General features: G+C 47.5%; 19 protein-coding genes. 13 read left to right on the top strand and 6 right to left on the bottom strand.

All coding sequences use genetic code 11. The features are described 5' to 3' along the window. The first annotated feature begins 98 nt into the window (after positions 1–98). The 3 genes from G459_RS27160 to G459_RS0109485 all read left to right on the top strand — a co-directional run bounded on the left by G459_RS27160 (position 99) and on the right by G459_RS0109485 (position 7202). Positions 99–3389 carry a VCBS repeat-containing protein gene (locus G459_RS27160; protein ID WP_084454443.1) on the top strand — a complete coding sequence of 1097 codons (3291 nt, stop codon included), beginning with the start codon at positions 99–101 and terminating at the stop codon, positions 3387–3389. A gap of 48 nt (positions 3390–3437) precedes the next feature. Continuing rightward, positions 3438–5195, top strand: coding sequence for a glycoside hydrolase family 9 protein (locus G459_RS0109490; protein ID WP_026967443.1), 1758 nt, complete (start codon positions 3438–3440; stop codon positions 5193–5195). A 90-nt stretch (positions 5196–5285) separates the two neighbouring features. Beyond that, positions 5286–7202 (top strand): sialate O-acetylesterase, encoded by a 1917-nt coding sequence (locus tag G459_RS0109485; protein WP_026967442.1) that lies wholly within the window; start codon positions 5286–5288, stop codon positions 7200–7202. An 11-nt stretch (positions 7203–7213) separates the two neighbouring features. Here the strand turns inward: G459_RS0109485 and G459_RS0109480 are convergent, their stop codons facing one another. Together G459_RS0109480 and G459_RS30745 are read right to left on the bottom strand one after the other, a co-directional pair. Further along, the gene (locus G459_RS0109480; RefSeq protein WP_026967441.1) at positions 7214–8287 is read right to left on the bottom strand and encodes an alpha/beta hydrolase; all 1074 of its coding nucleotides are present in this window, start codon (positions 8285–8287) and stop codon (positions 7214–7216) included. Positions 8288–8825: 538 nt separating this feature from the next. Then, a complete protein-coding gene (locus G459_RS30745; RefSeq protein ID WP_483756936.1) occupies positions 8826–8999 on the bottom strand; it encodes a Loki-CTERM sorting domain-containing protein in 174 nt (57 codons plus the stop codon). Here G459_RS30745 and G459_RS30740 point away from each other — a divergent pair. Next, a complete protein-coding gene (locus G459_RS30740; RefSeq protein WP_483756935.1) occupies positions 8991–9185 on the top strand; it encodes a hypothetical protein in 195 nt (64 codons plus the stop codon). The genes G459_RS30745 and G459_RS30740 overlap by 9 nt on opposite strands. 389 nt (positions 9186–9574) lie before the next feature. Further along, positions 9575–10168, top strand: coding sequence for a hypothetical protein (locus tag G459_RS0109470; protein WP_035455562.1), 594 nt, complete (start codon positions 9575–9577; stop codon positions 10166–10168). A 50-nt stretch (positions 10169–10218) separates the two neighbouring features. On the opposite strand, the gene G459_RS30390 is transcribed toward G459_RS0109470, so the two are convergent. Genes G459_RS30390 through G459_RS0109460 form a run of 3 tightly spaced genes read right to left on the bottom strand, consistent with a single transcriptional unit; the run spans position 10219 to position 12345 of the window. Next, positions 10219–10602 carry an ADP-ribosylglycohydrolase family protein gene (locus G459_RS30390; protein ID WP_245588154.1) on the bottom strand — a complete coding sequence of 128 codons (384 nt, stop codon included), beginning with the start codon at positions 10600–10602 and terminating at the stop codon, positions 10219–10221. Continuing rightward, positions 10595–11380 carry an ADP-ribosylglycohydrolase family protein gene (locus tag G459_RS27155; RefSeq protein ID WP_245588153.1) on the bottom strand — a complete coding sequence of 262 codons (786 nt, stop codon included), beginning with the start codon at positions 11378–11380 and terminating at the stop codon, positions 10595–10597. The genes G459_RS30390 and G459_RS27155 overlap by 8 nt, the downstream gene beginning before the upstream one ends. 2 nt (positions 11381–11382) lie before the next feature. Continuing rightward, positions 11383–12345, bottom strand: a complete 963-nt coding sequence (locus tag G459_RS0109460; RefSeq protein ID WP_026967438.1) for a phosphotransferase — start codon at positions 12343–12345, stop codon at positions 11383–11385. 141 nt (positions 12346–12486) lie between these two features. On the opposite strand from G459_RS0109460, the gene G459_RS0109455 reads away from it, so the two are divergent. The 8 genes from G459_RS0109455 to G459_RS0109420 all read left to right on the top strand — a co-directional run bounded on the left by G459_RS0109455 (position 12487) and on the right by G459_RS0109420 (position 22650). Further along, positions 12487–13644: an acyl-CoA dehydrogenase family protein gene (locus G459_RS0109455; protein ID WP_026967437.1), complete on the top strand. Its 1158-nt coding sequence runs from the start codon at positions 12487–12489 to the stop codon at positions 13642–13644. A gap of 75 nt (positions 13645–13719) precedes the next feature. Beyond that, positions 13720–15411 carry an AMP-binding protein gene (locus tag G459_RS0109450; RefSeq protein WP_026967436.1) on the top strand — a complete coding sequence of 564 codons (1692 nt, stop codon included), beginning with the start codon at positions 13720–13722 and terminating at the stop codon, positions 15409–15411. Between the two features lie 175 nt (positions 15412–15586). Next, positions 15587–16966, top strand: a complete 1380-nt coding sequence (locus tag G459_RS0109445) for an MATE family efflux transporter (protein ID WP_026967435.1) — start codon at positions 15587–15589, stop codon at positions 16964–16966. Between the two features lie 910 nt (positions 16967–17876). Beyond that, on the top strand, positions 17877–18302 hold the full coding sequence (locus tag G459_RS0109440) for a helix-turn-helix domain-containing protein (RefSeq protein WP_026967434.1): 426 nt from the start codon (positions 17877–17879) through the stop codon (positions 18300–18302). A 78-nt stretch (positions 18303–18380) separates the two neighbouring features. Next, positions 18381–18650 carry a helix-turn-helix domain-containing protein gene (locus tag G459_RS27150; RefSeq protein ID WP_026967433.1) on the top strand — a complete coding sequence of 90 codons (270 nt, stop codon included), beginning with the start codon at positions 18381–18383 and terminating at the stop codon, positions 18648–18650. Positions 18651–18707: 57 nt separating this feature from the next. Then, the gene (locus G459_RS0109430) at positions 18708–19676 is read left to right on the top strand and encodes an AAA family ATPase (protein WP_026967432.1); all 969 of its coding nucleotides are present in this window, start codon (positions 18708–18710) and stop codon (positions 19674–19676) included. 9 nt (positions 19677–19685) lie between these two features. Continuing rightward, positions 19686–22142 (top strand): S8 family peptidase, encoded by a 2457-nt coding sequence (locus G459_RS27145; RefSeq protein ID WP_051315155.1) that lies wholly within the window; start codon positions 19686–19688, stop codon positions 22140–22142. 43 nt (positions 22143–22185) lie between these two features. Next, on the top strand, positions 22186–22650 hold the full coding sequence (locus G459_RS0109420; protein ID WP_026967431.1) for a hypothetical protein: 465 nt from the start codon (positions 22186–22188) through the stop codon (positions 22648–22650). Between the two features lie 225 nt (positions 22651–22875). Here the strand turns inward: G459_RS0109420 and G459_RS27140 are convergent. Then, positions 22876–23188, bottom strand: a 313-nt coding sequence (locus G459_RS27140) for a transposase (protein WP_035455560.1), incomplete at its 5' end; no start/stop codon positions are given.

Below are 23188 nucleotides of genomic sequence, written 5' to 3'. Positions count from 1 at the left end.
AATTCATAGACGGTTTACATATTCAATCTCCGAGGCGGAAGGTTCTGCCTCGGAGATTTTTCAATTGATCTCTATCTTCCTTAACACAAAACTCACTCTTGCCGCGTTTTTCCCTTCTCCCTTCTGCCAGTTGGGCATTTTTGGTGTTTGCCGCTTGTTTTTCTTCAGGCTGCGGAAAGAAAACTATTCAGGAGGAGCATCTTTTTCAACTGGTGGAGGCTGATTCCTCCGGCCTTCATTTTACCAATCAAATCCAGGAAACAGCCCAAGCCAATATCTTGACCTACCAATATTTTTACAACGGGGGTGGAGTGGCAGTCGGAGACCTCAACAACGACGGCCTGGAGGATCTCTATTTCACAGCCAATCAGGGTCAAAACAAACTTTTTCTCAATCAGGGAGACCTGAAATTCAGAGACATCACGCTTGCCACCGGCACCGGTGGAAGGGAGCAGGCATGGTCTACAGGAGCAGTCATCGTCGATATCAATGCCGATGGACTCAAAGATATTTATGTGTGTTTTTCGGGAGATTTGCCTGAAGAGACACGCCGAAACCAACTTTTCGTTAGTCAGGGTTTGGATTCCAAAGGGATTCCTTTCTTCAAGGAGATGGCAGCTGAATTCGGGCTGGATGATCCGGCCTTTTCTACCTCGGCCTATTTCTCGGACTTGGATAAAGACGGCGATCTGGATATGCTGTTGCTCAATCACAACCCGGCCTTATTCAATAATCTAAACGCTAATGCATTTAGGACGATGCTGGATACTCCCGATCCGATGAGTTCCAGCAAAGTCTATCGAAACGAAGACGGCAAATTCCGGGATGTTTCCGCCGAAATCGGCATCGCAACCGGGACGCTGAGCTACGGCTTGGGCGCCAGTATTGCCGACTTCAACAACAACGGCTGGCCGGACATCTACATCGGAAATGACTATTCCGCGCCGGACTATTTCTACGTCAATCAAGGTGACGGGACTTTTGTCAATGAGCTTCAATCAGCCTTTGCACACACCAGTCTCTACTCGATGGGCGTGGACGCAGCTGATATCAATCGGGACGGAAATCTGGATCTAATCTCGCTGGACATGCTGCCGGAGGACAGTAAGCGGCAAAAACTCCTGCACAGTCCGGAAAATTACGAGCACTACGGGCTCTTTCTGAAAGTCGGATTGCACCATCAGTTGATGCGGAACATGCTGCAAGTCAACAACGGGAACGGAACGTTTTCGGAGATCGGGCAGGCGGCCGGGATTGCCACGACCGATTGGAGCTGGGCGCCACTCTTTGCAGATTTTGACAACGACGGCTTTCCGGATTTGTTCGTTTCCAATGGATTTTTGAAAGACTTCACCAACCTGGACTTCATCAACTACCGACAGCAAGTCCTGCAAAATCCAAAGCCCGGACAGCAACAAATCTTGGAGATGATTGCCGCCATGCCCGCGACCAAAGTCGGAAACTATTCCTTCAAAAATCAGGACGGAAGCCGGTTTGAGAACACCTCTGACGCTTGGGGACTTGGTACACCGGGCAATAGCAACGGTGCTGTGTACGCGGATTTGGACAACGACGGCGATCTTGATCTGATCCTCAACAATCTGAATGAGCCGTCGCAGATTTATCGAAATGGCACCTCAGAACGTGGGAAGAGTCATTTTCTTCAGGTGAAGTTGACGGGTTCCCAAGGTAACGCCAGCGGAATCGGCGCCAAAGTCAAGGTGTACTCCGGTGGGGAAACCCAATATCAGGAGCAGCAGATCTACAAGGGTTTTCAGGGAAATGTGACCGAAGTTTTGCATTTCGGTTTGGAAAGTAATACGATTGATTCCTTGGAAGTGGAATGGCCATCAGGGCTGAGACAACTCATCATCTCGCCAAAAACCGATCAACGGATCGAGCTGAAGATCGAAGATGCTACAGATACAGCCCTCGCAAAATCTGCAGTCATTCCAAGATTTACGATTGCTTCTCAATACCGGTTTGCGGTCCCAGCTGAGCAGTTCAATGACTTCAAGCGCCAAAGTCAACTGCTCTATTCCCTAAGTCAAGCCGGACCGTTTATGGCTGCCGGAGATATGACTGGCGACGGGGAAATGGACTTGATTTCGTCGACTTCTACGGGAGAGCTTTTGCTGATTGATGGCAAAAAGCAAGAGCCAAAAGTGCTTGCTGTGGCCGGATTGGGGACAAATATATCGGCGCTGCTCTGTCTGGATGCTGACGGCGATGGCGATCTGGACATCTACGTCGGAAAAGGCGGCTATGGAAATCTCACCGACGTGGACCCCTCCCTTCAGGATCAACTGCTGATCAACAATGGAAAGGGAAATTTTGGGCCGTCAGATCTTGGAACCCTGCCCGAAAGATTCACTGCGACCTCAGTTGCAGTCAATTGGGATTATAATGGAGATCGGAAGGACGAAATCTTTATAGGCGGTGGATATTCGCCGGGAAGATGGCCGGAGTCGGCTGGTTCTTATCTTCTGGAGAAAAGAGAAGCGAAGTTTGATGCGGTGGATGATCTGATCTTGGCGTCTCTGAAGCGGGTCAAAGACGCTGTAGCCTATGACCTGGACCGAGATGGAAAAGAGGAGTTGATCGTGGCGGCTGAGTTTGATAAAATCAGGGTGATCGGTTTCAAAGACGGGAAGCTGGAAGATCGCACGTCTGTTTTTTTTCCGGAGGGAAAGACTGGATTGTGGCGAAGCTTGTTGATCGAAGATCTGGATGGAGACGGAAGACCGGAGCTTTTGGCAGGAAACTGGGGATTGAATTCCCGCCTGAAAACGGAACCTGATATTCCGGTTCGGGTTTATTTCGCTGATTTTGACAAAAACGGTTCCGTCGATCCGCTGATGACTTTTGCGGTGCAAGGCATGGAAACGCCATTTCTTTCTCGCGACGAACTCGCAGGACAGATGTATCGAAAAAAGGCCAGTTTCCCAACTCACGAAGTCTTTTCGACGGCAACGATCGAAGAAATATTAACTCCGGAGGAACTGCCTCAAGCCGAAATACTCCTGGCTGAGACGCTGGAAACGCAGCTATTTACGCTGAAAGCGGGCCGGTTTGAATCCGTCTCTCTGCCCAGACAGGCTCAGGATGCTCCGATCAATGCGGCAGTGTCAATAGCAGGGAAGTCCGGTCATAAGAATCTATTGCTCGTCGGAAATCAGGATAATCCAAGATTAAAAATCGGTCAAATCGATGCCAATCGGGGACTCCTGCTGGAGTTCGATTTGGGGTCAAAATCCTGGCGCGCGCTTCCGCAGGCAGAGACGGGGTTTGATCTGGCTGGCGAAATATCCGCGGCACAAAAGCTGGGAGATCACCTCTGGATTGGGATTCGGAATCAGGGACTGAAATCCTTCAAGCCCGTAGAATAGTTTTTAGAATAGAAAGAAATAAATAGCTAAAAAACAGCACTATAAAACATGTATTTAAAATCAGTGGTTGTATTGGTGATCTTATCGGTTTGGACGACATGTTCAAGAGATCAGTCCACGAATACGCTGGAATTAAATGAATCCATCCGGCTCAATCAGGTCGGCTATCTTCCAAATCAGGATAAGATTGCAATCGTGCTTTCGGAGGAGCCCTTGGGGCAATTCTTTGTATGGGATGTGGAGCAGAATGAGATTGTCTTCGAGGGTGCAGCAATCAAGCAAGAAGCGAAGACCTCGTCGGGAAAAACCGCCTGGAAAGTTGATTTTTCTTCTTTGGTAGACGAGGGGACTTACGAGATTGGCATAGGGAATCTTGGGAAGTCTTACCCGTTTTTGATTCAAAGAGACGTTTACTCTGATCTGTCGAAAGCGTCGCTGAAGGCATTTTATTTTCAGCGTGCATCGACGGATCTGCCGGAGGAATTTGCCGGTAAGTGGGCGAGAGGTGCCGGTCATCCGGATACCCAGGTGCAGATTCATCCATCCGCTGCCAGCGCCACACGCCCGACCGGAACGTCCCTATCTTCATCAAAAGGATGGTACGACGCAGGAGACTACAACAAATACATCGTCAACAGCGGGATTACTATGGGCACTTTATTGTCCCTTTACGAGGAGTTTCCTGACTTTTTTGCGAAGCAGAAACTAGCAATCCCGGAGAGCGGTAATGTCCTACCGGATATTCTCGATGAAGTATTGTGGAATCTGGACTGGATGCTGACCATGCAGGATCCAGCAGACGGGGGAGTGTATCACAAGCTCACCACGGCCAAGTTTGAGGGAATGGTGGAGCCGCATAAGGCCGTCAACACCCGCTATCTGGTCAGCAAGAGCACAGCTGCGACTTTGGATTTTGCAGCAGTGATGGCTCAGGCGTCCCGGATCTACAAGGCTTTTTCTCCGGAAAACGCCGTCATTTATCAGAAAGCCGCCGAAAAAGCCTGGAATTGGGCGGTCCAAAATCCGGAGCTTTACTACCGGCAGAATGAACTGAACCGGGATTTCGATCCCGATGTGACCACTGGTGCCTATGGAGACCAAAACCTGTCGGACGAGTGGGTTTGGGCAGCGTCTGAACTCTATATCAGCACGCACAACCTGGACTACTGGAGCGTGTTGGAAGACTCCGATCTGGAATACAGGCTTCCCTCATGGTCTCAGGTCAAGTGGTTGGGTTTTTACTCCCTGATCCGGCATGAGACGTCGCTTTCGCAGATTCCAGAGGAATGGATGGCGATGCTAAAGATCAATCTGATCGCGGCGGCCAAATCCTATCAGGTGGCCGGGCAAATCCAGCCTTTTGGCACTCCCATGGGAGCCAGCGACCGGGACTTTATCTGGGGAAGTAACGCGGTGGCCTCCAATCAGGGGGTCCTATTGATCGAAGCCTATCGGCTGAATGGCGAAGAGGGTTTTCTGCAAGGTGCAAAAGCCAACCTCGATTATATTATGGGAAGAAATGCAACGGGATTTAGCTACGTCACAGGTTTTGGAAGCAAAACGCCGATACATCCCCACCATCGACTGGCGACTTCGAGACCGGAGTTGCCCCCGCTGCCGGGATTCATGGTCGGCGGGCCCAATCCATCTCAGCAAGACGGCTGTGAATATCCCAGCAAGGTGCCGGACGAATCTTATACTGATCTCGCATGCAGCTACGCATCCAACGAGATCGCCATCAACTGGAGTGCAGCTTTTGCCTATTTGGTAAATGGCATTGAGGCTATTGAGGCGAACAGGGAATAATTTGGCATTTTTTGATGGGATTCAGGGCGAATGCCAGTGAGAAATCATTTATTTTCTGGAAATTCCCAGACAATCGACCAAATCCACCCCTTGAAAAATTTTCTCTTAGTTCTGCTGCTGCCGCTGGCATTTGCCTGTGGCCTATCCAAACCGGATTCAGAGGTTCAGTTTCCCAAGTTAATTTCCGAAGGCATGGTACTCCAGCGAGATCAGCCGATCAAAATCTGGGGGAGAGGAATCCCGGACAAGAAGATCCGCGCCAGCTTGGCCGGGGCGATCGTGAGCTCAAAGGTTTTGGAAGACAGTACTTGGTTTGTTCACCTACCTCCCTTGCCGGCGGGCGGCCCTTATGAGCTGTTAGTCAATACCCAAACCGTCAAGGATGTCTACATCGGGGACGTGTGGGTGGCAGGTGGACAATCGAATATGGAGTGGCCACTGAAGGCCGGTGTGATCGGAGCGGAGGAAGAATTTGCCAAGCCTGACTTTCCGATGATCCGTTTTTTCAAAGTAGCCAAAGACTACAGTGTCGAGGAAAAATCCGACGTGTCCGACGGACAGTGGAAGGTGGCCAATGCGGAGAATCTTCCTGATTTCTCAGCCGTTGCCTGGTTTTTTGCCAAGAAGAACCACCTGGAGAAGGGTGTGCCAGTCGGTGTCATCGAATCAAACTGGGGCGGAACGCCTGCCGAAGGCTGGACAGAGATAGGCGTCTTGGCAGAGATCGCCGACAGATCTTACTCCGCAGAAGTGGCAGAGATCATCGAGAGCCATGAAAAGTGGAAGGTGACATTGGCCGAAAACGAGGAGCGGCGCACGCTGCGGGATAGCCTGATCAATCAGCCAGATTCGGCCAAAGCCGCTGAGGTTTCTTCTGTAAACTATAGCAATGCGAACTGGAGATCCATCAGTCTCCCTGCTGACAATCCACTCGAACATATCGCTTGGGTGCGAAAGAAATTTCAACTTTCTTCCACAGAAGAAGCCGTTCTGACCCTGCCCAATGTGCAGCAGATGGCTTATTTCTATGTCAACGGCAAGCAAGTTCATTACAAAGATTGGGGAGCTGCCGTCCCGGAGATTAAGATACCTTCAGAGATTCTGCTTCAGGGTGAGAACGTGCTCGCGATCCGGGCGGTGAATGGCTGGAACAACAAGCCTGAGATTGGCTCTTCGGACTCAATGTTTTTGACCCAAAATGAAAAGAAGATCAACTTGGAGGGTACTTGGACTTACGCAAACAATGTCGTCGAACCGCAACTTCCGAATGTCGAATACTACAACTGGAAGCCCGGATTCATGTTTAATGCGATGATCGCGCCCCTGACTCACTATGCGATCAAAGGGGTGATTTGGTATCAGGGAGAAAGCAATGCAGGCAAGGCCGATGAATATCGGGAGCTTTTCGGAGCAATGATCACCAACTGGAGAGCGCGCTGGGAGATCGGTGACTTTCCGTTTCTGTTCGTTCAATTAGCCAATTTCATGGAGCGGAAGTCTCCTCAGCCGGAAAGCGAATGGGCCTATATCAGAGAATCCCAAACTCAGACATTGGAGCTTCCGGCGACGGGAATGGCGACGATCATCGATATCGGAGAAGCTGAGGATATTCACCCTCGCAACAAGAAAGACGTAGGGGAGAGGCTTTGGCTTCAAGCCAAAAAAGTGGCCTTTCGGGAGAAAATCCTTGCCTCAGGGCCGGTCTTTGACAGCCTCAGAGTAGGAGGAGATGAATTGATTCTGACCTTCACAGAAGTAGGCGAGGGACTTAAATTGACATCAGGATCTGAGGTCCTTGGATTTACTGTCGAAGATGCTGCGGGGAGGTTTGAATCCGTAATGGGAGAGATCGCCAGCAAAAATCAGATCAGGCTAAAAACACCGAAAGGATTTGAACCCGTCGGTGTCCGGTACGCTTGGGCTGATAATCCGGAGGTAAACCTGGTCAATAACCTGAATTTGCCGGCTGTTCCGTTTAGAGCGAAACTGGAAGAAAAACAAGAATAGTCCGATCCGAGCTATTCTTGTTTTATCGTTTCTACCAATTCCTTGGCCGTCGCCATCTCCTCGATCCGCTCTTGAAACTCGGTTCGGGCGGGCACTTTGGCTACATTTTCCAAAAAGTCAATCGTGCTGAACAACACCCCCTGCCAATCTTGGGAAGTAATGGAGGCGGCGATCACGTGGTCTCCGGCATTCGGAAAGGCCTTCTCTCGCTTAAGGTCTGCCGGAGTGCCCAACTCACTGTACATCTCCTGCATCTTGGGCACTGAGACCACAAAATCCTGCTCTTCCGGACTCTTATAGTAGTATCCCATAAACAGCGGCTGCTTGACCTGTGCAAAAGTCTCCGTGTTCATCTCGCTGTAGACGACCGTCGCCAGACTGACGTAGGCGTTGATGTGGTAGTCTTCAGACCAATATGCTTTCTTTTCGCCCTCTCTTTCCTGATGGAGGACACTCTTCTTCATTGCGAACTTCTCCATCAAGAATTTTGACCAAGGCTTAAACAGGGCGTTGAGCTTTTCTCCGCCGTCACGCACACAGGGAGAGTAGAGCACCACCGCCTTGATGTCCGGCTGCTGGCTGGCAAGCAAAAGGGTCAAAGCTCCCCCCATGGAAGTGCCCACGACGATGACTGAGTCACCGAGGCTTTTGCCGATTTGGTAGGCTTCTCCGACTGCGTCGGCGAGTTTCTGGGCGGATAGGTATTCCATGCCATTCTCCCGCTTGATCCCGTGCTCGGGGAGGCGGGTTACAAAAAGATTGGCTCCAAAATGCGTGGCCAAAAACCGGTGTACCGGGTCGCCTTCCATCGGGCTCGCGCCAAAACCATGGATATAGACGATGGAATAGGGTGTCTTTGCTTTGTTGCTGCTGTCAGCCCATTGGATGTAGGCTTCGTTGCCGGGTTTGAGACCTATGACCGTGTCCTCGCGGTTTCGGACGTATTCGCTGAGTTCGCTGAGCCGGGTGGGGACTTCTGGAAAATGGACGGTGAGCTCTTTCTTTTCCACCGTTGGACCGAGCATGTAGACGATCACCAGGACAATGGCCGTGGCAAAGAGGCCTAGGAATATTTTGCGAAGCATGGCAATCAGTCGGTTTGAAGAAGGTGGATTGAAATCGAAGGTAGCTTGAATTCGTCGTTCAAAAATAGAAAGGTTCTAGTTTACCACGCTGAACAATTTTCCGGATTCTCTGACAGGTTGCAGATCAAATTGAGGATATCGGTTGAAGAAATCCTATTCTACCGATTTTTGTAGCGGGAGAATTACTTTTTCCGTTCTATCTTCGAATCACTTTTAATATACCTATGATAATAAACCCCATGAAATCGAGCATGTCACCACCGACACACACTGGGAAGATTACCAATCTTGCGAGATTCCATGTGGCCGATAAAAAACAAATTATATGCACATGAAAAAACTACAACTCATTCTTCTTTTACTGACGATGGGCTTTTACGCGCAGGCTCAGGATACACTTCCCACGCGGTCCGTCTATGTGGAACTGGGAGGGGCGGGGCTTCCCTACAGTTTCAATTACGATTTCCGCTTTGACAAGACGCGGATGGACTCCTGGGGAATGCGGGTTGGCGCGGGAGGTTACACGACCTCGGATGAATCATTTTTTTCCCTGCCGGTAATGGTCAACAAGCTCTATGGCAAAGGCCCACACTACTTTGAGATGGGATTTGGGTTGACGTTTTTTGCGTTTGACGAGGAAGATTATTCCTATTGCAGCAGCGGTTATTACGATTCCAATGGAAACTTCATCTGCGATTCCTATGTGGAGCAAGATAGCTACTACGAATTTATCCTCCCTGTGGACGGCTCGCCGAGTCTGATGGGGACGATGAACTTTGGCTACAGGAGGGTGCCGGTGGACGGTGGATTTACCTGGCGGGTGAACCTGACTCCGATCTTTAACAACAACGGTTTCTGGCCACTGTATGCTGGACTCGGTTTCGGCTATGCGTTTTGATTTGACTTAGGTCAAAAATACTGTGTCCATACGGACAAAACCTGTACGCAACCGTACAGGTTTTTTTGTTCGCAATCGATTGAATTCGAGATGGATGCATTTTTTTAAAATTAAATTTCCTTAATGTGTCACAATAGGATGCAACCCGCATTTTTTGCAAAAACGAAGAATTCTGTCCGCTCCTGTGACAGAAAATCGCCGAAATCCCAAATTCGATCAAAGTCAGTTTACCAAATCGTGAACAATTCGAAATAATCTTTGGCTAATTTTCTTAACGATACTTAATATTAGCTGATCTGGGAAAGTAAAATGAAGGCCGTCTGAGCGTGCCAAAAGGTGTTGGTATGTGCTTCGCATAAGGACAAGCACAACACTAAACCAACATTGTTATGAAAACCTTATTCACTTTAGCACTTGCAGGAGCCTTATCATTTAGCAGCCTTGCAGCACCGGTAGCCGACGACGATCTGATGGCACTTTCTGATGTCAAAGCAAAATTCAAAAAAGTAAACGTACTCCTCCGGGAGGGAGTCGGTGAAGCGAAGATCGCGCTTTACGACAACACAGGCAGAAAACTTCACCAAAGAAAGGTAAAGGTAGGGGGAGAGGACTTGCTGGTACCTTACAACCTTTCGGATCTTCCCTGCGGAGAATATAAGGTGAGAATATCTACTGACGATGAGCAAGTTGACTACACGGTCGCAACCTTCGACAAACCGATCCCCGCTTCAGCACTTCCGCTGATGGCCTATGGAAAGATCATCGATGATACGACTGTCAACCTGACGGTGATCGGCCTGGACGAGCCGGGTGTAGAAGTGGAGATCCGCTACGCCGAGACGAACAAACTGATCCACTCTGAAGCGATCGGAGAGCCGGAAGGGTTCCGCAAAAATTACAAATTGAATGGAGTATCTCCTGAAGATGTGTATCTTAATGTGACAGATGCAAAAGGCAGAAGCAAAACAATTCACTTCGAATAATCAAAGCCAGCCTATTGTAGAGAAGCTCCGGACCGCAGGGTTCGGAGCTTCTATTTTTTGAGGATGTGAGAAGTGAGTTCAGCGGCCAGTTTTTCCAGATCTGTGTCGAGATCTTCACGATTCACCTTGAGTACCTTTTCCCGCTCTGCAGTCGGCAGTTTTTCGAAGCCATACCATGCACCCAAAATCCCTCCGACTAACGCTGCTGTCGTGTCGTTGTCACGGCCGTAGTTGACCAGGAAAGTCAAGGAACGACTGAAATCAAAATCGGTATAAATCATCGCGGTGATCGCTTGAAGATAGATCTCTCCGGCGTGGAAAGGCATATCCTGGAGTTTCAGGTCTAGCTCAGCGTAGGCCTTGGCCAGGGCAGGACTGGAGAAAGACATTTCTCCGCCGATGCTATCGAGTTTTTGGGCCTCTTGGCTAATCAAGAGCGAGATCTTCGGCAGTTGTCCCTAGGGTCATGGCGGCGGCAGTCATAGCTACCGCCAATGCGCTCAGATCACGGGCATAGCCCAGATCGTAAATCGAAAGCTTGTAGGCTTCCCGGTAGGCTTTTTCAGGATCTCCCGGGAAAAACACGCCCAGCGCGGGAGCATACAGCAGTCCGGCACAGACCATTTCACCGCCATAAAATTTGGAAAGGGAATCTGAATAAGCTGTGAGGTTTCCATCCAGATAGGGTTTGCTGACCTTGGCCCACTCCGACAGCCAGTTTACTTGTAGCATAGCGGCTTCATAGGGCTCTGGATCTACGCTTTCGATGGATTGGAGGTTTTTTAATCCACCTTCATAGGTTTTCAGAATATGGCCTGCAAAATCTTTTGGATTGAGGGTTCCCGGCTTTTGGGTCAGCAAATAGTTTACGGCCAGCACTTTCCATCGCGTGTCATCTGTCGTGCCTCCTGCTGGAAGGTTGGGTTTCCAAATGCCCTCGGGCGATGCTTCCCGAACCATCGAGTCCAGTCCCTCTACAAATCCATATTCCAGACGGATGCTTTCCCGGCTCCACATCTCGGTGGGAGCTCCCATCGCATCTCCGATGGCCGCTCCAACGAGCATCCCCAGGATTTTATCATAAAGCTGCGCTTCGCTCAGTCCGGAGACTGTTTTGATTTCCGGGGAAAATGACTTTTGTTGAAGTTCTTCCGAGTTTTTTCCACAAGAAAAAAGGAAGGCAAAAGCCAAAATCGAGATATAAAAACGCATGGTCAGTTGAGGATTAGGTATTTGCCATTGTTTAAAAGTTCCGCTTTTTGTGAAAGCGTCAAATCGATCGGTAGCTGTGCGATCCCAATTAGCCGCCGGAGGATTTCCACACCGCGGTACTGCTGGACCAGATCAAGATCAAAGCGATGGCAATAGGCCGAAAGCACCTGCTCCTTCAAGCTTTCCGGTTGTTGACCGAGATCCAGGTGTGCCAAAAAGACGCCCAAATCAAACTCCGCATCGCCCGGAAATCCGAATTCCGGATCGATGACTTTGATGCCTGAAGGCACATCCAGCCAACTTCCCGGATAGAAATCTCCGTGAAGGAGTACGGTGCCGTGCCTTAGATAGCGCCCGCCAAGTGCTTCTAGCTTTTCCTTCAAGCGTGGGTCGGTTTTGTAAGCGAGGCTGATTGCTTGAAGTCCCGGCTGAATACTGTCCAAGTCAAATCCATTTTCTTCCAAAAACGGAAATCGAAAAACATGCTCGTGGTTGAGTCTGCGCATCTCGAGATTATCGGGAAAATCTGTCACCTTCAAGCCGTGCAGCTGGTTTAGATACCCGACTAGCTGTTCAACCTCGCCTTCGTTCAAATCTCTTTTGCCGGAATAAATCCATGAATAGTCGAGTCCTTTCCCCAGATCTTCCATGATCAGGATATGCTGCTCAGGATCAAACTGAACAACTTTTGGAGACATCTCCGCGAGAAATTCTTCCCCGGATACCAATTCCAAAAATCGATGCTCCACCGCGATCCGACCGATCGGCGCGGGGATTTGGGGATACTTTCGCACGTAAGGCTTGGACTGTTTGAGAATCAGACTTCGTTGGTTCGTTTGGATCCTCAGGACCAGGTTCATATTGCTCTCGCCGGCGGACTCAGAGTTGATCAAAAGCTCACCTGGAAGCCAGTATGGGAGATTTTGTAAGTCTGCGATGGAACTGTTTTCAGTTAGATCGGTCATTGGTTTGATTTTGACTCAAGATAGAAGCTGCATTTTAAAGAATTGAAACGATGTTTAATTTTTAAGGGTGGGGTATTTCAAAAGATCAGCTCGCAGCGGTTCAAATTCCCTATTTTTGACTAAGACAAATCAAACCCAAATATGTTCGGACTACACAGATCACTTTTTACCGACGAGCACGAGCTCTTTCGGCAGAGCTTTAGAGATTTTATCGCCAGAGAGATCACTCCCAATCATGCAGCCTGGGAAAAACAAAAGATGGTTTCACGCGAGATTTGGCAGAAGCTCGGCGAAAACGGCTTTTTGGGAATCCAGGCGCCCGAGTCACTCGGAGGCATGAACATTCAGGATTTTCGTTACAACGCGATCGTGATCGAGGAGCTTGGGCTGAGCGGCTGTTCGGCTTTGGCAGTGGGATTTCCGCTGCACTCGGATATCGTGATGCCCTACATCCTCCATTATGCGACAGAGTCCGCTAAGGCCAAATACATCCCCAAGATGGTCACAGGCGACTATATCGGCGCCATAGCGATGACCGAGCCCGGTGCCGGATCGGACTTGCAGGGTATCCTGACAAGCGCCGTCGACGAGGGCGATCATTATCTGGTGAATGGTTCGAAGACATTCATCACTAACGGCTATCTCAGTGACGTCGTGGTAGTCGCGGTGAAGACTGACCCCGGAAAAGGCGCCAAAGGCATCAGTCTGCTGATCTTGGATCGGGACATGGCGGGATTCACGCGGGGTATCCCGTTTGACAAGGTCGGACTGCATGCCCAAGATACTTGCGAGTTGTTTTTTGAAGATGTCAAGGTGCCCAAGGAAAACCTGCTGGGGAAAGCAGGAGAGGGCTTCAAGTACCTTATGACAGAGCTGGCCCAGGAGCGTTTGGTGGTGGCTTTGGCAGCAGTGGCGCTCGGAGAGTACATGCTTGGGGCGACGATCAGCTATGTGAAACAAAGGAAGGCCTTCGGAAAAAGCATCTCCGAGTTTCAAAATACCCGATTCAAACTCGCCGAAATGACCGCCGCTCTGGAGCAGGGCAGGATCTACTGCGATTACCTGGTCTACCTGCACAACGAAGGTAAGCTGGACTCCGCGATGTCCTCCGCAGCCAAATACAACATGACCGAACTCCAGTGTAAAGTCGCCGACGAGTGCGTGCAGCTCCATGGTGGATATGGATACATGTGGGAATATGGTGTGGCCCGAGCCTGGGCTGACGCGCGTGTACAGCGGATCTATGCCGGAACCAATGAGATCATGAAAGAACTGATCGCCCGAAAAATTCTCCAGTGAGGATAAAATCCTTGCTGATGCACAATAATTTTAAGTAATTGAAAAGAGAAAAAAATACCCGAAAAAACCGCTGATATGACCGATTTTCCATGGTTTCAACACTATCCTGCCTCGGTGCCGAAGGACGTAAACTACCAGATCTACTCCAGTGTGGTAGATCTCTTCGATGAGAGTGTGAAAAAGTTTGGGGAGGCAGTGGCCTTCGAGTGCATGGGAAAGACGATGAGCTTCTCCGAATTGGATCGCCTCAGCAGCTATTTCGCAAACTACCTCACGCAGGAGTTGAAACTGAAAAAAGGCACAAGAGTGGCGATCCAGATGCCCAACGTCCTCCAATATCCGGTTGTGATGTTTGGGGCGCTCAAAGCGGGAATGGTCGTGGTCAATACCAACCCGCTCTACACACCAGCCGAGATGAAGCATCAGTTTAATGACTCGGGAGCGGAAGTGATCGTCATTGTGCAGAATTTCGCTTCCCATTTAGAGAAAATCAGAAGCGAGATTGCTGCCAAACACATCATAGTCACCGAACTCGGCGATCTGCTTGGGGGACTGAAAGGAATGATCGTCAACGTGGTCGTCAAGCACGTGAAGAAGTTGGTTCCGCCCTTTTCACTTCCCGGATCTGTCTCTTTTAAAACCGCGCTCTCCAAAGGGAAGGGTTTTACTTTCAAGCCAACAAAACTCACTCTGGAAGATTCAGCCTACCTCCAATACACTGGAGGCACGACCGGAGTGTCCAAAGGAGCCGAGCTGACCCATGGAAATATCGTGGCCAACATGGAGCAGATCTCTGCTTGGATGAAGCCCAAACTCAAGGAGCGGGAGGAGATTGTCATCACCGCTTTGCCGCTTTATCACATCTTTGCCCTGACAGTCAACTGCCTGGCTATGCTGAAGATTGGTGCTCATAACGTATTGATTACCAATCCAAGAGACATGAAGGCTTTCATTGGAGATTTGGCAAAGAAAAAGTTTACCGTGATGACTGGTGTCAACACCCTGTTCAATGGATTGCTGAATCAGGAAGCGTTTAAGTCACTGGATTTCTCCGGGTTGAAGATTGCTGTGGGCGGTGGGATGGCCGTGCAAAAAGCGACTGCGGAGAAGTGGAAAGCAGTAACCGGGGTTCCATTGGCTGAAGGCTATGGACTCACCGAAACTTCCCCAGTAGCTTCCTGCAATCCAATTGACGGAACTGAACGGATAGGCACGATAGGCTTGCCGCTTCCTAATACCGATTTCATGATCGCAGACGACGCCGGTAATTCGATGCCAATCGGCGAGCGCGGTGAGATCTTGATCAAAGGCCCGCAGGTAATGAGGGGCTATTGGCACCGACCTGAGGAAACCGCCAACGTGATGCACGGGGAGTGGTTTAAGTCCGGAGACATCGGAGTCATGGACAAAGACGGCTTTTTCAAGATCGTGGACCGCAAGAAGGAAATGATACTCGTGTCTGGCTTCAATGTCTATCCCAACGAGGTTGAGGACGTGATAGCTTCCTGTCCCGGTGTAGTGGAAGTGGGCGTGATCGGCATGCCGGATGATAAATCCACCGAGCGGGTGATCGCTTACGTGGTCAAAAAAGAGCCCGGACTCACCGCCGAAAAGGTCATCGCTCACTGCAAACAATCCCTCACCAACTACAAGGTGCCCAAGGAGGTCCATTTTGTCGACGAACTTCCCAAATCAAACGTCGGTAAGATTCTCCGTCGGAAGATCAAGGAAGCACATATGGAGAAAAAGGGTGTTGTTGCTGACTGAAACTGTCGGATTAAAATAGCATCAACCTAAAGTAAGAACCGTGGATTCACGGTTTTTTCGTTTTTTTGCGGGCGTTGGTTTTCAAGCGACTACCTACGCTTTGTCTTTTCCAAGCTGAATTTTACATTCCGCCACGGCGGACAAGATCTTTCAATTTCACAATCTTCCAATCCCCATGACCTGGCAACTGATCAAAGACGCTATCCTTGGCAAGGAACAAGATTTTACAAGCCTTTCCTTAAAGACCGCCATCTTCGTTTTGGCGATTCCCATGATCCTGGAGATGATGATGGAGTCGGCGTTTGCCATCGTGGACATCTTTTTCGTGGCAAAACTGGGCGAGTATGCAGTCGCAACGGTGGGCTTGACAGAGGCGGTGATTGTGTTTACCTATGCCATCGGATTTGGGATCAGCATGGCCGCCACTGCCTTGATATCCAGAAGATTTGGTGAGAAAGAATACGATGAAGCCGGAACCGCCACTTTTCAATTGATAGTGGTAGGGGGGATTGTGTCCCTTTTTATCGGCGTCGGGGGGTGGGTATTTGCTGCCGATCTACTTCGGTTGATGGGCGCTGAGGAATCGGTGGTCGTTTCTGGGGCCAATTACGCCAAGATCGTCTTTGCCGGAAATACGGCCATTATGCTTCTCTTCTTGATCAATGGAGCCTTTCGTGGAGCGGGCCAGGCACATCTCGCCATGCGAAGTCTTTGGATCGCCAACGGCTTGAATATTATTCTTGATCCGATTTTGATCTTCGGAATCGGAAGTTGGGATGGATACGGTCTGGATGGCGCGGCTATCGCAACGACCTTTGGGAGAAGCATGGGAGTGCTCTATCAGGTGTATCACCTGATGAACGGCAAGCATAAGCTAAAAGTCCTTCGCAGAAACCTGCATGTCAAGTGGGAAACCATCCGCAAGATCATCGACCTTTCACTCGGGGGGATGGGACAGTTTCTCATTGATTCGGTCTCCTGGGTCGCGCTGACCCGGATGAATGCAGAGTTTGGATCTGCGGCATTGGCCGGGTACACGATTGCGTTTCGGGTACTCATATTCACGATTCTGCCCGCTTGGGGGCTTTCCGGGGCGGCGGCGACATTGGTTGGGCAAAATCTCGGAGCCGGGGAAGTAGATCGGGCAGAGAAAGCCGTCTGGCTGACTGCCCGCTACAATGTGATCTTCATGGCATCTGTTACCGGTATTTACTTGCTTTTCAACCAACAGCTGGCGGGGTTCTTCACCGAAATCCCCGAGGTCAGGGACGTGGCAGCTCAGGGACTTTGGGTGATTGTCTTGGGATATGTCTTTTTCGCAATCGGGATGGTATTGACACAGGCATTTAACGGGGCAGGGGATACCAAAACACCCGCCTGGATCAACATCGGGGTGTTACTTTGTATGGAGGTTCCTTTGGCTTATTTTCTCGCCTTCCCGATGGGTATGGAATACTTGGGAATCTTTATCGCCATCGCCTTTTGCCACTCTTTTCATGCGCTGGTTTCGCTCTATTTCTTCCGAAAAGGAAAATGGAAGACGATGAAGGTGTAAGGATTTACGATTTACGAAATGCGAGATACGAGGTTTGAATTAGTCTTGAGGGTATTTACTCTGGAAAGACTTTACCCGAAGTAGTCGATATGTAGGTCAAAGTTTGGAAGTCTTAGATCCGAAGGATCGAAACTATTCATAACCCCCGGTGTAGCCGGGGGAAAGCCACCACAATAGAAAAGATAGCCCCGAAGGGGTGATACTTAGAAGTTTCACCCTTTCAGGGCTCAAAGAAAGAGGATTCAATGATCACCCTGCACTTCGTACAGGGTCATGAATGGTTAGGCTCCTTCGGAGCTACACAGGAAGCCGGTTTGATTTCTTGTAGAATTAAAGACTTTCCAACTAGGTTCTGGATAAAATATCCCCTCCAAATGACTATTTTACCTAAGAATTAAATACCCTTTTTCCACTCAGGTTGGCGTTTTTTTTTAAATTTGAAATAGGCAACCAATTACATGACACAGGCATTAATAGCCTGGAAGTTTGACAGCCTGAGTCTTAAATATTAAAAAGGGAATGACAGAGTTTTAACAAACCCAAAGCCAACAAGATGTGAATCTAGGTTTGAATTTATTTGGCTAGAAAAAACATTGAAAGGAGGGCGCGGTGGGAGGATTTGCCCCTGTCTGCCGACAGGCAGGAGCGAGCCAGCGTTCGGCCCTGTGCGCCTGCCTGCCGGTAGGCAGGGTAGGAGCATTGGCAAATCTTGACCTTTTGGTTCTTTTGGGTCAAGCCAAAAGAACGAAGAAAAAGATCACGCTAACCTGAGTTCAAAACCAAAATTAGATGATTGATGTCTATTTGATTAAAGATTCGATATCAGAATTATATTTTAAAACATTCCGCCCGATCTGTGGAGACACAGACAGGGATATTCGAAACCATAATCGAAATTAAACTTTAAACCATGACCGAATCCCCATCCAAATCCATCCACCAAGGCCGCAATGTGAAACGCTTCCGGGAAATGCTCGGCATCAAGCAGGAAGCATTGGCTTATGAACTAGGGGAGGACTGGAATCAGAAGAAAATCTCCCTGCTCGAGCAAAAAGAAGAGATCGAAGCTAGCCTGCTCGCCCAGATAGCCGATGTGCTTAAGCTACCCGTAGAAGCTTTTCAGAATTTCGATGAGGAACAGGCGGTGAATATTATCTCAAATACTTTTACCTGTTCTGATTTTAAGGATAATGCTTCGGTAATGAACTTCAATCCTACTTTTGATCCAGTTGATAAGATTCTCAAACTCCACGAGGAGAAAATCGCGCTTTACGAGCGAATGCTAAAGGAGAAGGACGAGATGATGACGAGGTTGGAGAAGTTGATAGGGAAGTGAGTTTTGTAAATTAAACGCCTAATAGGGAGTTACTTGCGCTTCACAAAGTAGCACGATTTATGTTTTTCATTAACTAGGATGAACTATACTAGTCATTTGCTAGAATCTTTACTATCGGAAATCGATCCTCTGGAACAGTCAAAAGTTGATGTAAAAATGGGGGTTGCGGCTAAGATTGCTTCTGCCAGGGACTCCAAAGGCTGGAGCAAACGGGATTTGCAAAAAGTGATGGGAGCAAATCCTTCACAGGTTACCAGGTGGTTATCAGGAACTGAAAATTTCACGCTGGATTTGCTTGTTCAATTGGAGGCGGTTCTTGAAATTAAAATTTTGACGAAGAGTCTTTAAACCTATCTTGGGTTAGTTCCTTTTAAAGGAAAATTTACCTTTGCAACAAAAAATATAATGGCAGCGGCGGAGCAAATAAAGAGTTTGATCAAATCTTTTGGGGAAGGCGATGAATCGCGCTTTTATGCTACTGCTATGCAAATTGCTGCTTCTGAGGCTAGAAAAGGGCATCTTGACTTAGCTGATGAACTAAAGAAGCTTATTGATAAAAGCAAATCTTCCAAATCGGTTGTTAGAAGACTTCCAGTTAATGCCGCGCAAAAGGAACTCAATGATTTATTGGAACTAGTAAGTCCTGAGATCAAACTCAAAGACATGGTTTTGTCTAGTGAGATTCAGGAGACTTTGGCGAAGGTAATACACGAACAAAAGCATTTAAATAAACTCCTAAACCATAATCTACAGCCTAGAAGGAAGCTTTTGCTAATCGGAACTCCCGGATCTGGAAAGACCATGACCGCACACGCCTTGGCTGGTGAATTGGGATTGCCTTTATTTATTATCCGACTTGATGGTTTAATAAGTCGATATCTAGGTGAGTCCATTGCAAAGCTTCGTTTGATTTTTGATGCGATGGTGGATTTCAGGGCTGTTTACCTTTTTGATGAATTTGACAGTATTGGGAGCACCCGAACTCAGGGACAGGAAGTAGGGGAGATCAAACGGGTGTTGAATAGTTTTTTACTTCAAATTGAAAAAGATAAATCCAATAGTTTGATTATTGCTGCCACCAATCTGCCCGAAAGTTTGGATACTGCCTTGTTTAGAAGATTCGACGATATTATCCAATATGGTAACCCTTCAATCAATCAAATTCATCAAATATTTTCGTCAAGATTGAATGAAATAGGCTTAACCTTGGATTGGGACTTCAACAATCTCTCACAGCTTTCATCAGGCCTTAGCTATGCGGAAGTTCACAAGATCTGTGAGGATATCTGGAAGGATTTTTTACTCAACGGCAAAGACTATGTTACGGAATCAAGAGCTATAAAGTATATCAGTGCTAGAAAGCGAGACCATTAATATTGACTTATGGATGGACTTTTTAAGCACATTTTTTTAAAGAACAAGGCCAAATCAATCAGTTTTACTCCCTTAGGTTCGGGAAGGTTCTCTATCAATGGAGAAGTAAACCAAGTACGACATGGCAAGCGGTTGAAGGAGGAATTTGATTCCGCATTCCTTGATTTTTGGGAGGGAGAGCCGCAGGACTTTGTCTATGTGGAATTTGAGACTTTTCCAGGCTATGATTTGGACTTGGCCAAATTTGAAGGTAAAACCGGAGATGTCAGGATCGCAACTCTCAAAGAAAAAATTGATGAAAATGGGCAACATAAAACATTGGGCTCAGTTTACTTATCCAAAAAAGGAGTAAGTTCTTTCTTAAAGAAGCTAAATGAGTATTCAAACCCGGAATTAAAAACGGAAAAAGGTAAGCCCAAAAATGCTAGTCTGCTTTCCAATATTGAATCAATTAGCCAAGCTACTCTAAAATCATTTTGGCAGGAACCCGAACGGTCATTTCCAGAAATGGACCTGGAGGTTTGGTGGGAAGTGTGGCTAGATATTACTGTAGATTCTGCTGCTATCGTTCAAGAAAAAATCACTGCAAGGCTAGCCGAATATGGAGTTCAGATTTCTCCAAGAAGCCTGATTTTCCCGGAGCATTTGGTAATTCTTATAAAGGGAAGCGCTAAGCAGATAATTGAACCTTTACTTTATTCCAGCTATTTGGATGAATTGAGAAAGCCGGTGGAACTCTCCGACACCTTTATTTCCATGGAGATTCCTGAGCAAAAAGAATGGATAGCCGATTTGGCCAAGAGGTTAGATGTTCAGGAAGAAACCACTATATCCGTTTGCCTTTTAGACTCTGGGATCAACGAAGATCATCCCCTTTTGGCCCATATTAAGCATCTGATTCATCCGGATACGGTGGAACCATCTTGGAACACCAATGATAGCTGGTCTGGTTCTGGGCATGGTAATCCGATGGCTGGATTGATATTTTTCGGGGATCTATCCGATACTTTCCTGGGCAGAGATTCGGTTAAGATTTTTCATAGACTGGAAAGCATAAAAATTCTGCATCACATACATCCAACTGATCCCGATTTCTATGGCGTAATCACAGAGGAAGGCATTGCCCGTGCGGAATTAATCAACCTCACTTCCGAAAGGGTATTTTGTCTGGCAGTATCAGCTGACAATGTGCCTCATAAAGGAAAGCCGTCATCCTGGTCAGCAACTTTGGATAAAACAGCTTTTGGTGAGGAGGAATGGAAAAGATTAATCCTGGTTTCCGGAGGAAATATTCCGAACATCCAATGGCCAGGATATCCGCTCTCAAATTTTGAATACAGCATTCATGATCCGGCACAGGCATTTAACGCGCTTACCATTGGAGCATATACGCTGAAGGATCGTATTGATTTATTAAAGTATCCCGGCGCGAGTCTTTTGGCACAAAGAGGTCAACTTTCTCCATCCAGTAGTACCAGCATTTCGTGGGAAAATGACTGGGCAATAAAACCTGAGGTAGTCTTTGAAGGCGGAAATTGTGGATTATCGAGCTGGGGCTTATGTGACCCAGATTCTTTGCAGCCATTAAGTATTTCAAAAGGAGGGTTGGCTAAATCGCCGTTCACCACATTTGGCGAAACTTCAGCCGCTACCGCTTTTGCTACAAAATTTGCAGCAGCTATTCTTGAAAGCTATCCGGGACTTTGGCCTGAGACGATTAGAGCATTGCTTGTCCACTCTGCGCAGTGGACAGATCAAATGCTGGGGAATCGGAAAATAGAAGAGCTGACACGAGAGGAAAAGATTAACCTATTACGCACGGTTGGCTATGGCGTGCCATTCCTGCCTTCAGCTATTTATACCCTTCAGAATTCTGTTTCTCTGGTGATTCAAGAAAAAATCAAACCCTACAAATTTGAACAAAATAGGGTTAACGCTAATCAGTGTCATGTCTATACACTTCCTTGGCCCCAAGAGAAGTTATTGGAACTAGGTGAATTACAAGTAAGGCTTAACGTTACCTTGTCCTACTTTATAGAACCGAATCCGGGAAATAAACGCTACGCCGTAGCCAATAACTATGCTTCGCATGGTCTTCGCTTCAGGCTCAAAGACCGGAACGAATCCTCTTCCGCTTTTATGGCTAGGATCAATAGTAAGGCTAGGAAGGCCTTGGAAGAAAAATACGAAAGTGAGGGAGGGGAAAAATGGATTATCGGTCAACAGATCCGCGACAAAGGTTCAATTCACAGGGATATCTGGATAGGAAATGCAGCTGACCTGGCAACAAAAAATGAACTGGCGATTATCCCAACGGGTGGCTGGTGGAAAACGAGACCTAATCATAAAAAATACGAAAACGAGGTTCGTTATTCCCTTATCATTAGCATTGAGACGGCTTCTGAAGATATCTTAACACCGATTTTGAATGAATTAAAAGTAGATGTCGATGCGATTAATTTTTGAGTTTTAAGCTTGTCTCTAAAATACTGAAACCTAAACCACCCAAATGAATAAAGAATATCTGGATTTTATCTATGCCATTTCGCTAGTGATTGGGATTTTTGGAGGGTTATTCTACGGAATTCAAATTCTTTACAAAAACTTTAAAACTGCCCAAAAGAAACGACGCCAACAACTTATAGGAGCTTGGACAAATGAAGGGTCAATAGGGAATAATGAAACACATTACCTCACTATTTCTTTGGATTTAGACCTTGAGGATGGAGAAGTTGTAGGTTTGGTTGAATATGTAAGAAGTTTGAAGGATGATGAAGAGTTTAAAAATATTTCATTGAATGGAAATTTTTTCTGGAGAACATCAAAACTAAGGATGTCAATCGTCAAACAAGGGGAGGTGTTTGATTGTGGATATTTGAAAATCAGGCGACAGAATCACAAGAGGATGGAAATCGTTTCAAAATCCGTTGTGGAAAGACATTTTCCACGAAGAACTACCCTATGGAAAGGTTAACTAGTCAGGAAAGTTCAGCTGTTCCAAGTTGTAAATGGCATAGATGCAGGGTTGCAACTAACCACTGAAAAACCCTTATGAATGAAAAATGAATTGAAAAGAGAATAAGCTAGTAAACCTTAGGATAAACTGCATTAACTTTAAAAAAATCTTATTAGATCTATAGATTACACTAGCCCAAATTCCCTTATCCAACGCATTAAAATTTTTGGTTCTACCCTTAAGTTAGTGAGGATATAAGTTTAGGCCTCCATGGAAGAATAAAATAGCGCTTCTAAAGTTGGCGAATGTTCGATAGCCTTTTCCCACTGTTTTGAGTTCCTGTATTTTACCGTTTAGGCGTTCGGCCATTGCATTGTTTAGGTTGGTGAGTAATGCATTGACCACTCCGGAAACATGCCTGTTAAACATCTCTACGACCTTGTCTATTTCTTTGATTTTTCTTTGAGTCGCATCGGTACTCCATCGGTTAAACAACAGTCTGGCGAAAAGCTTTCCTACACTGAACAACTCCTTGAAGTTTTCCCGCACCTGCCAG

The organism is Algoriphagus terrigena DSM 22685 (genome assembly GCF_000429445.1).
GTDB lineage: Bacteria > Bacteroidota > Bacteroidia > Cytophagales > Cyclobacteriaceae > Algoriphagus > Algoriphagus terrigena.
The sequence above is the reverse complement of the archived record's forward strand: the minus strand, read 5'-3'. Positions and strand labels throughout refer to the sequence as shown.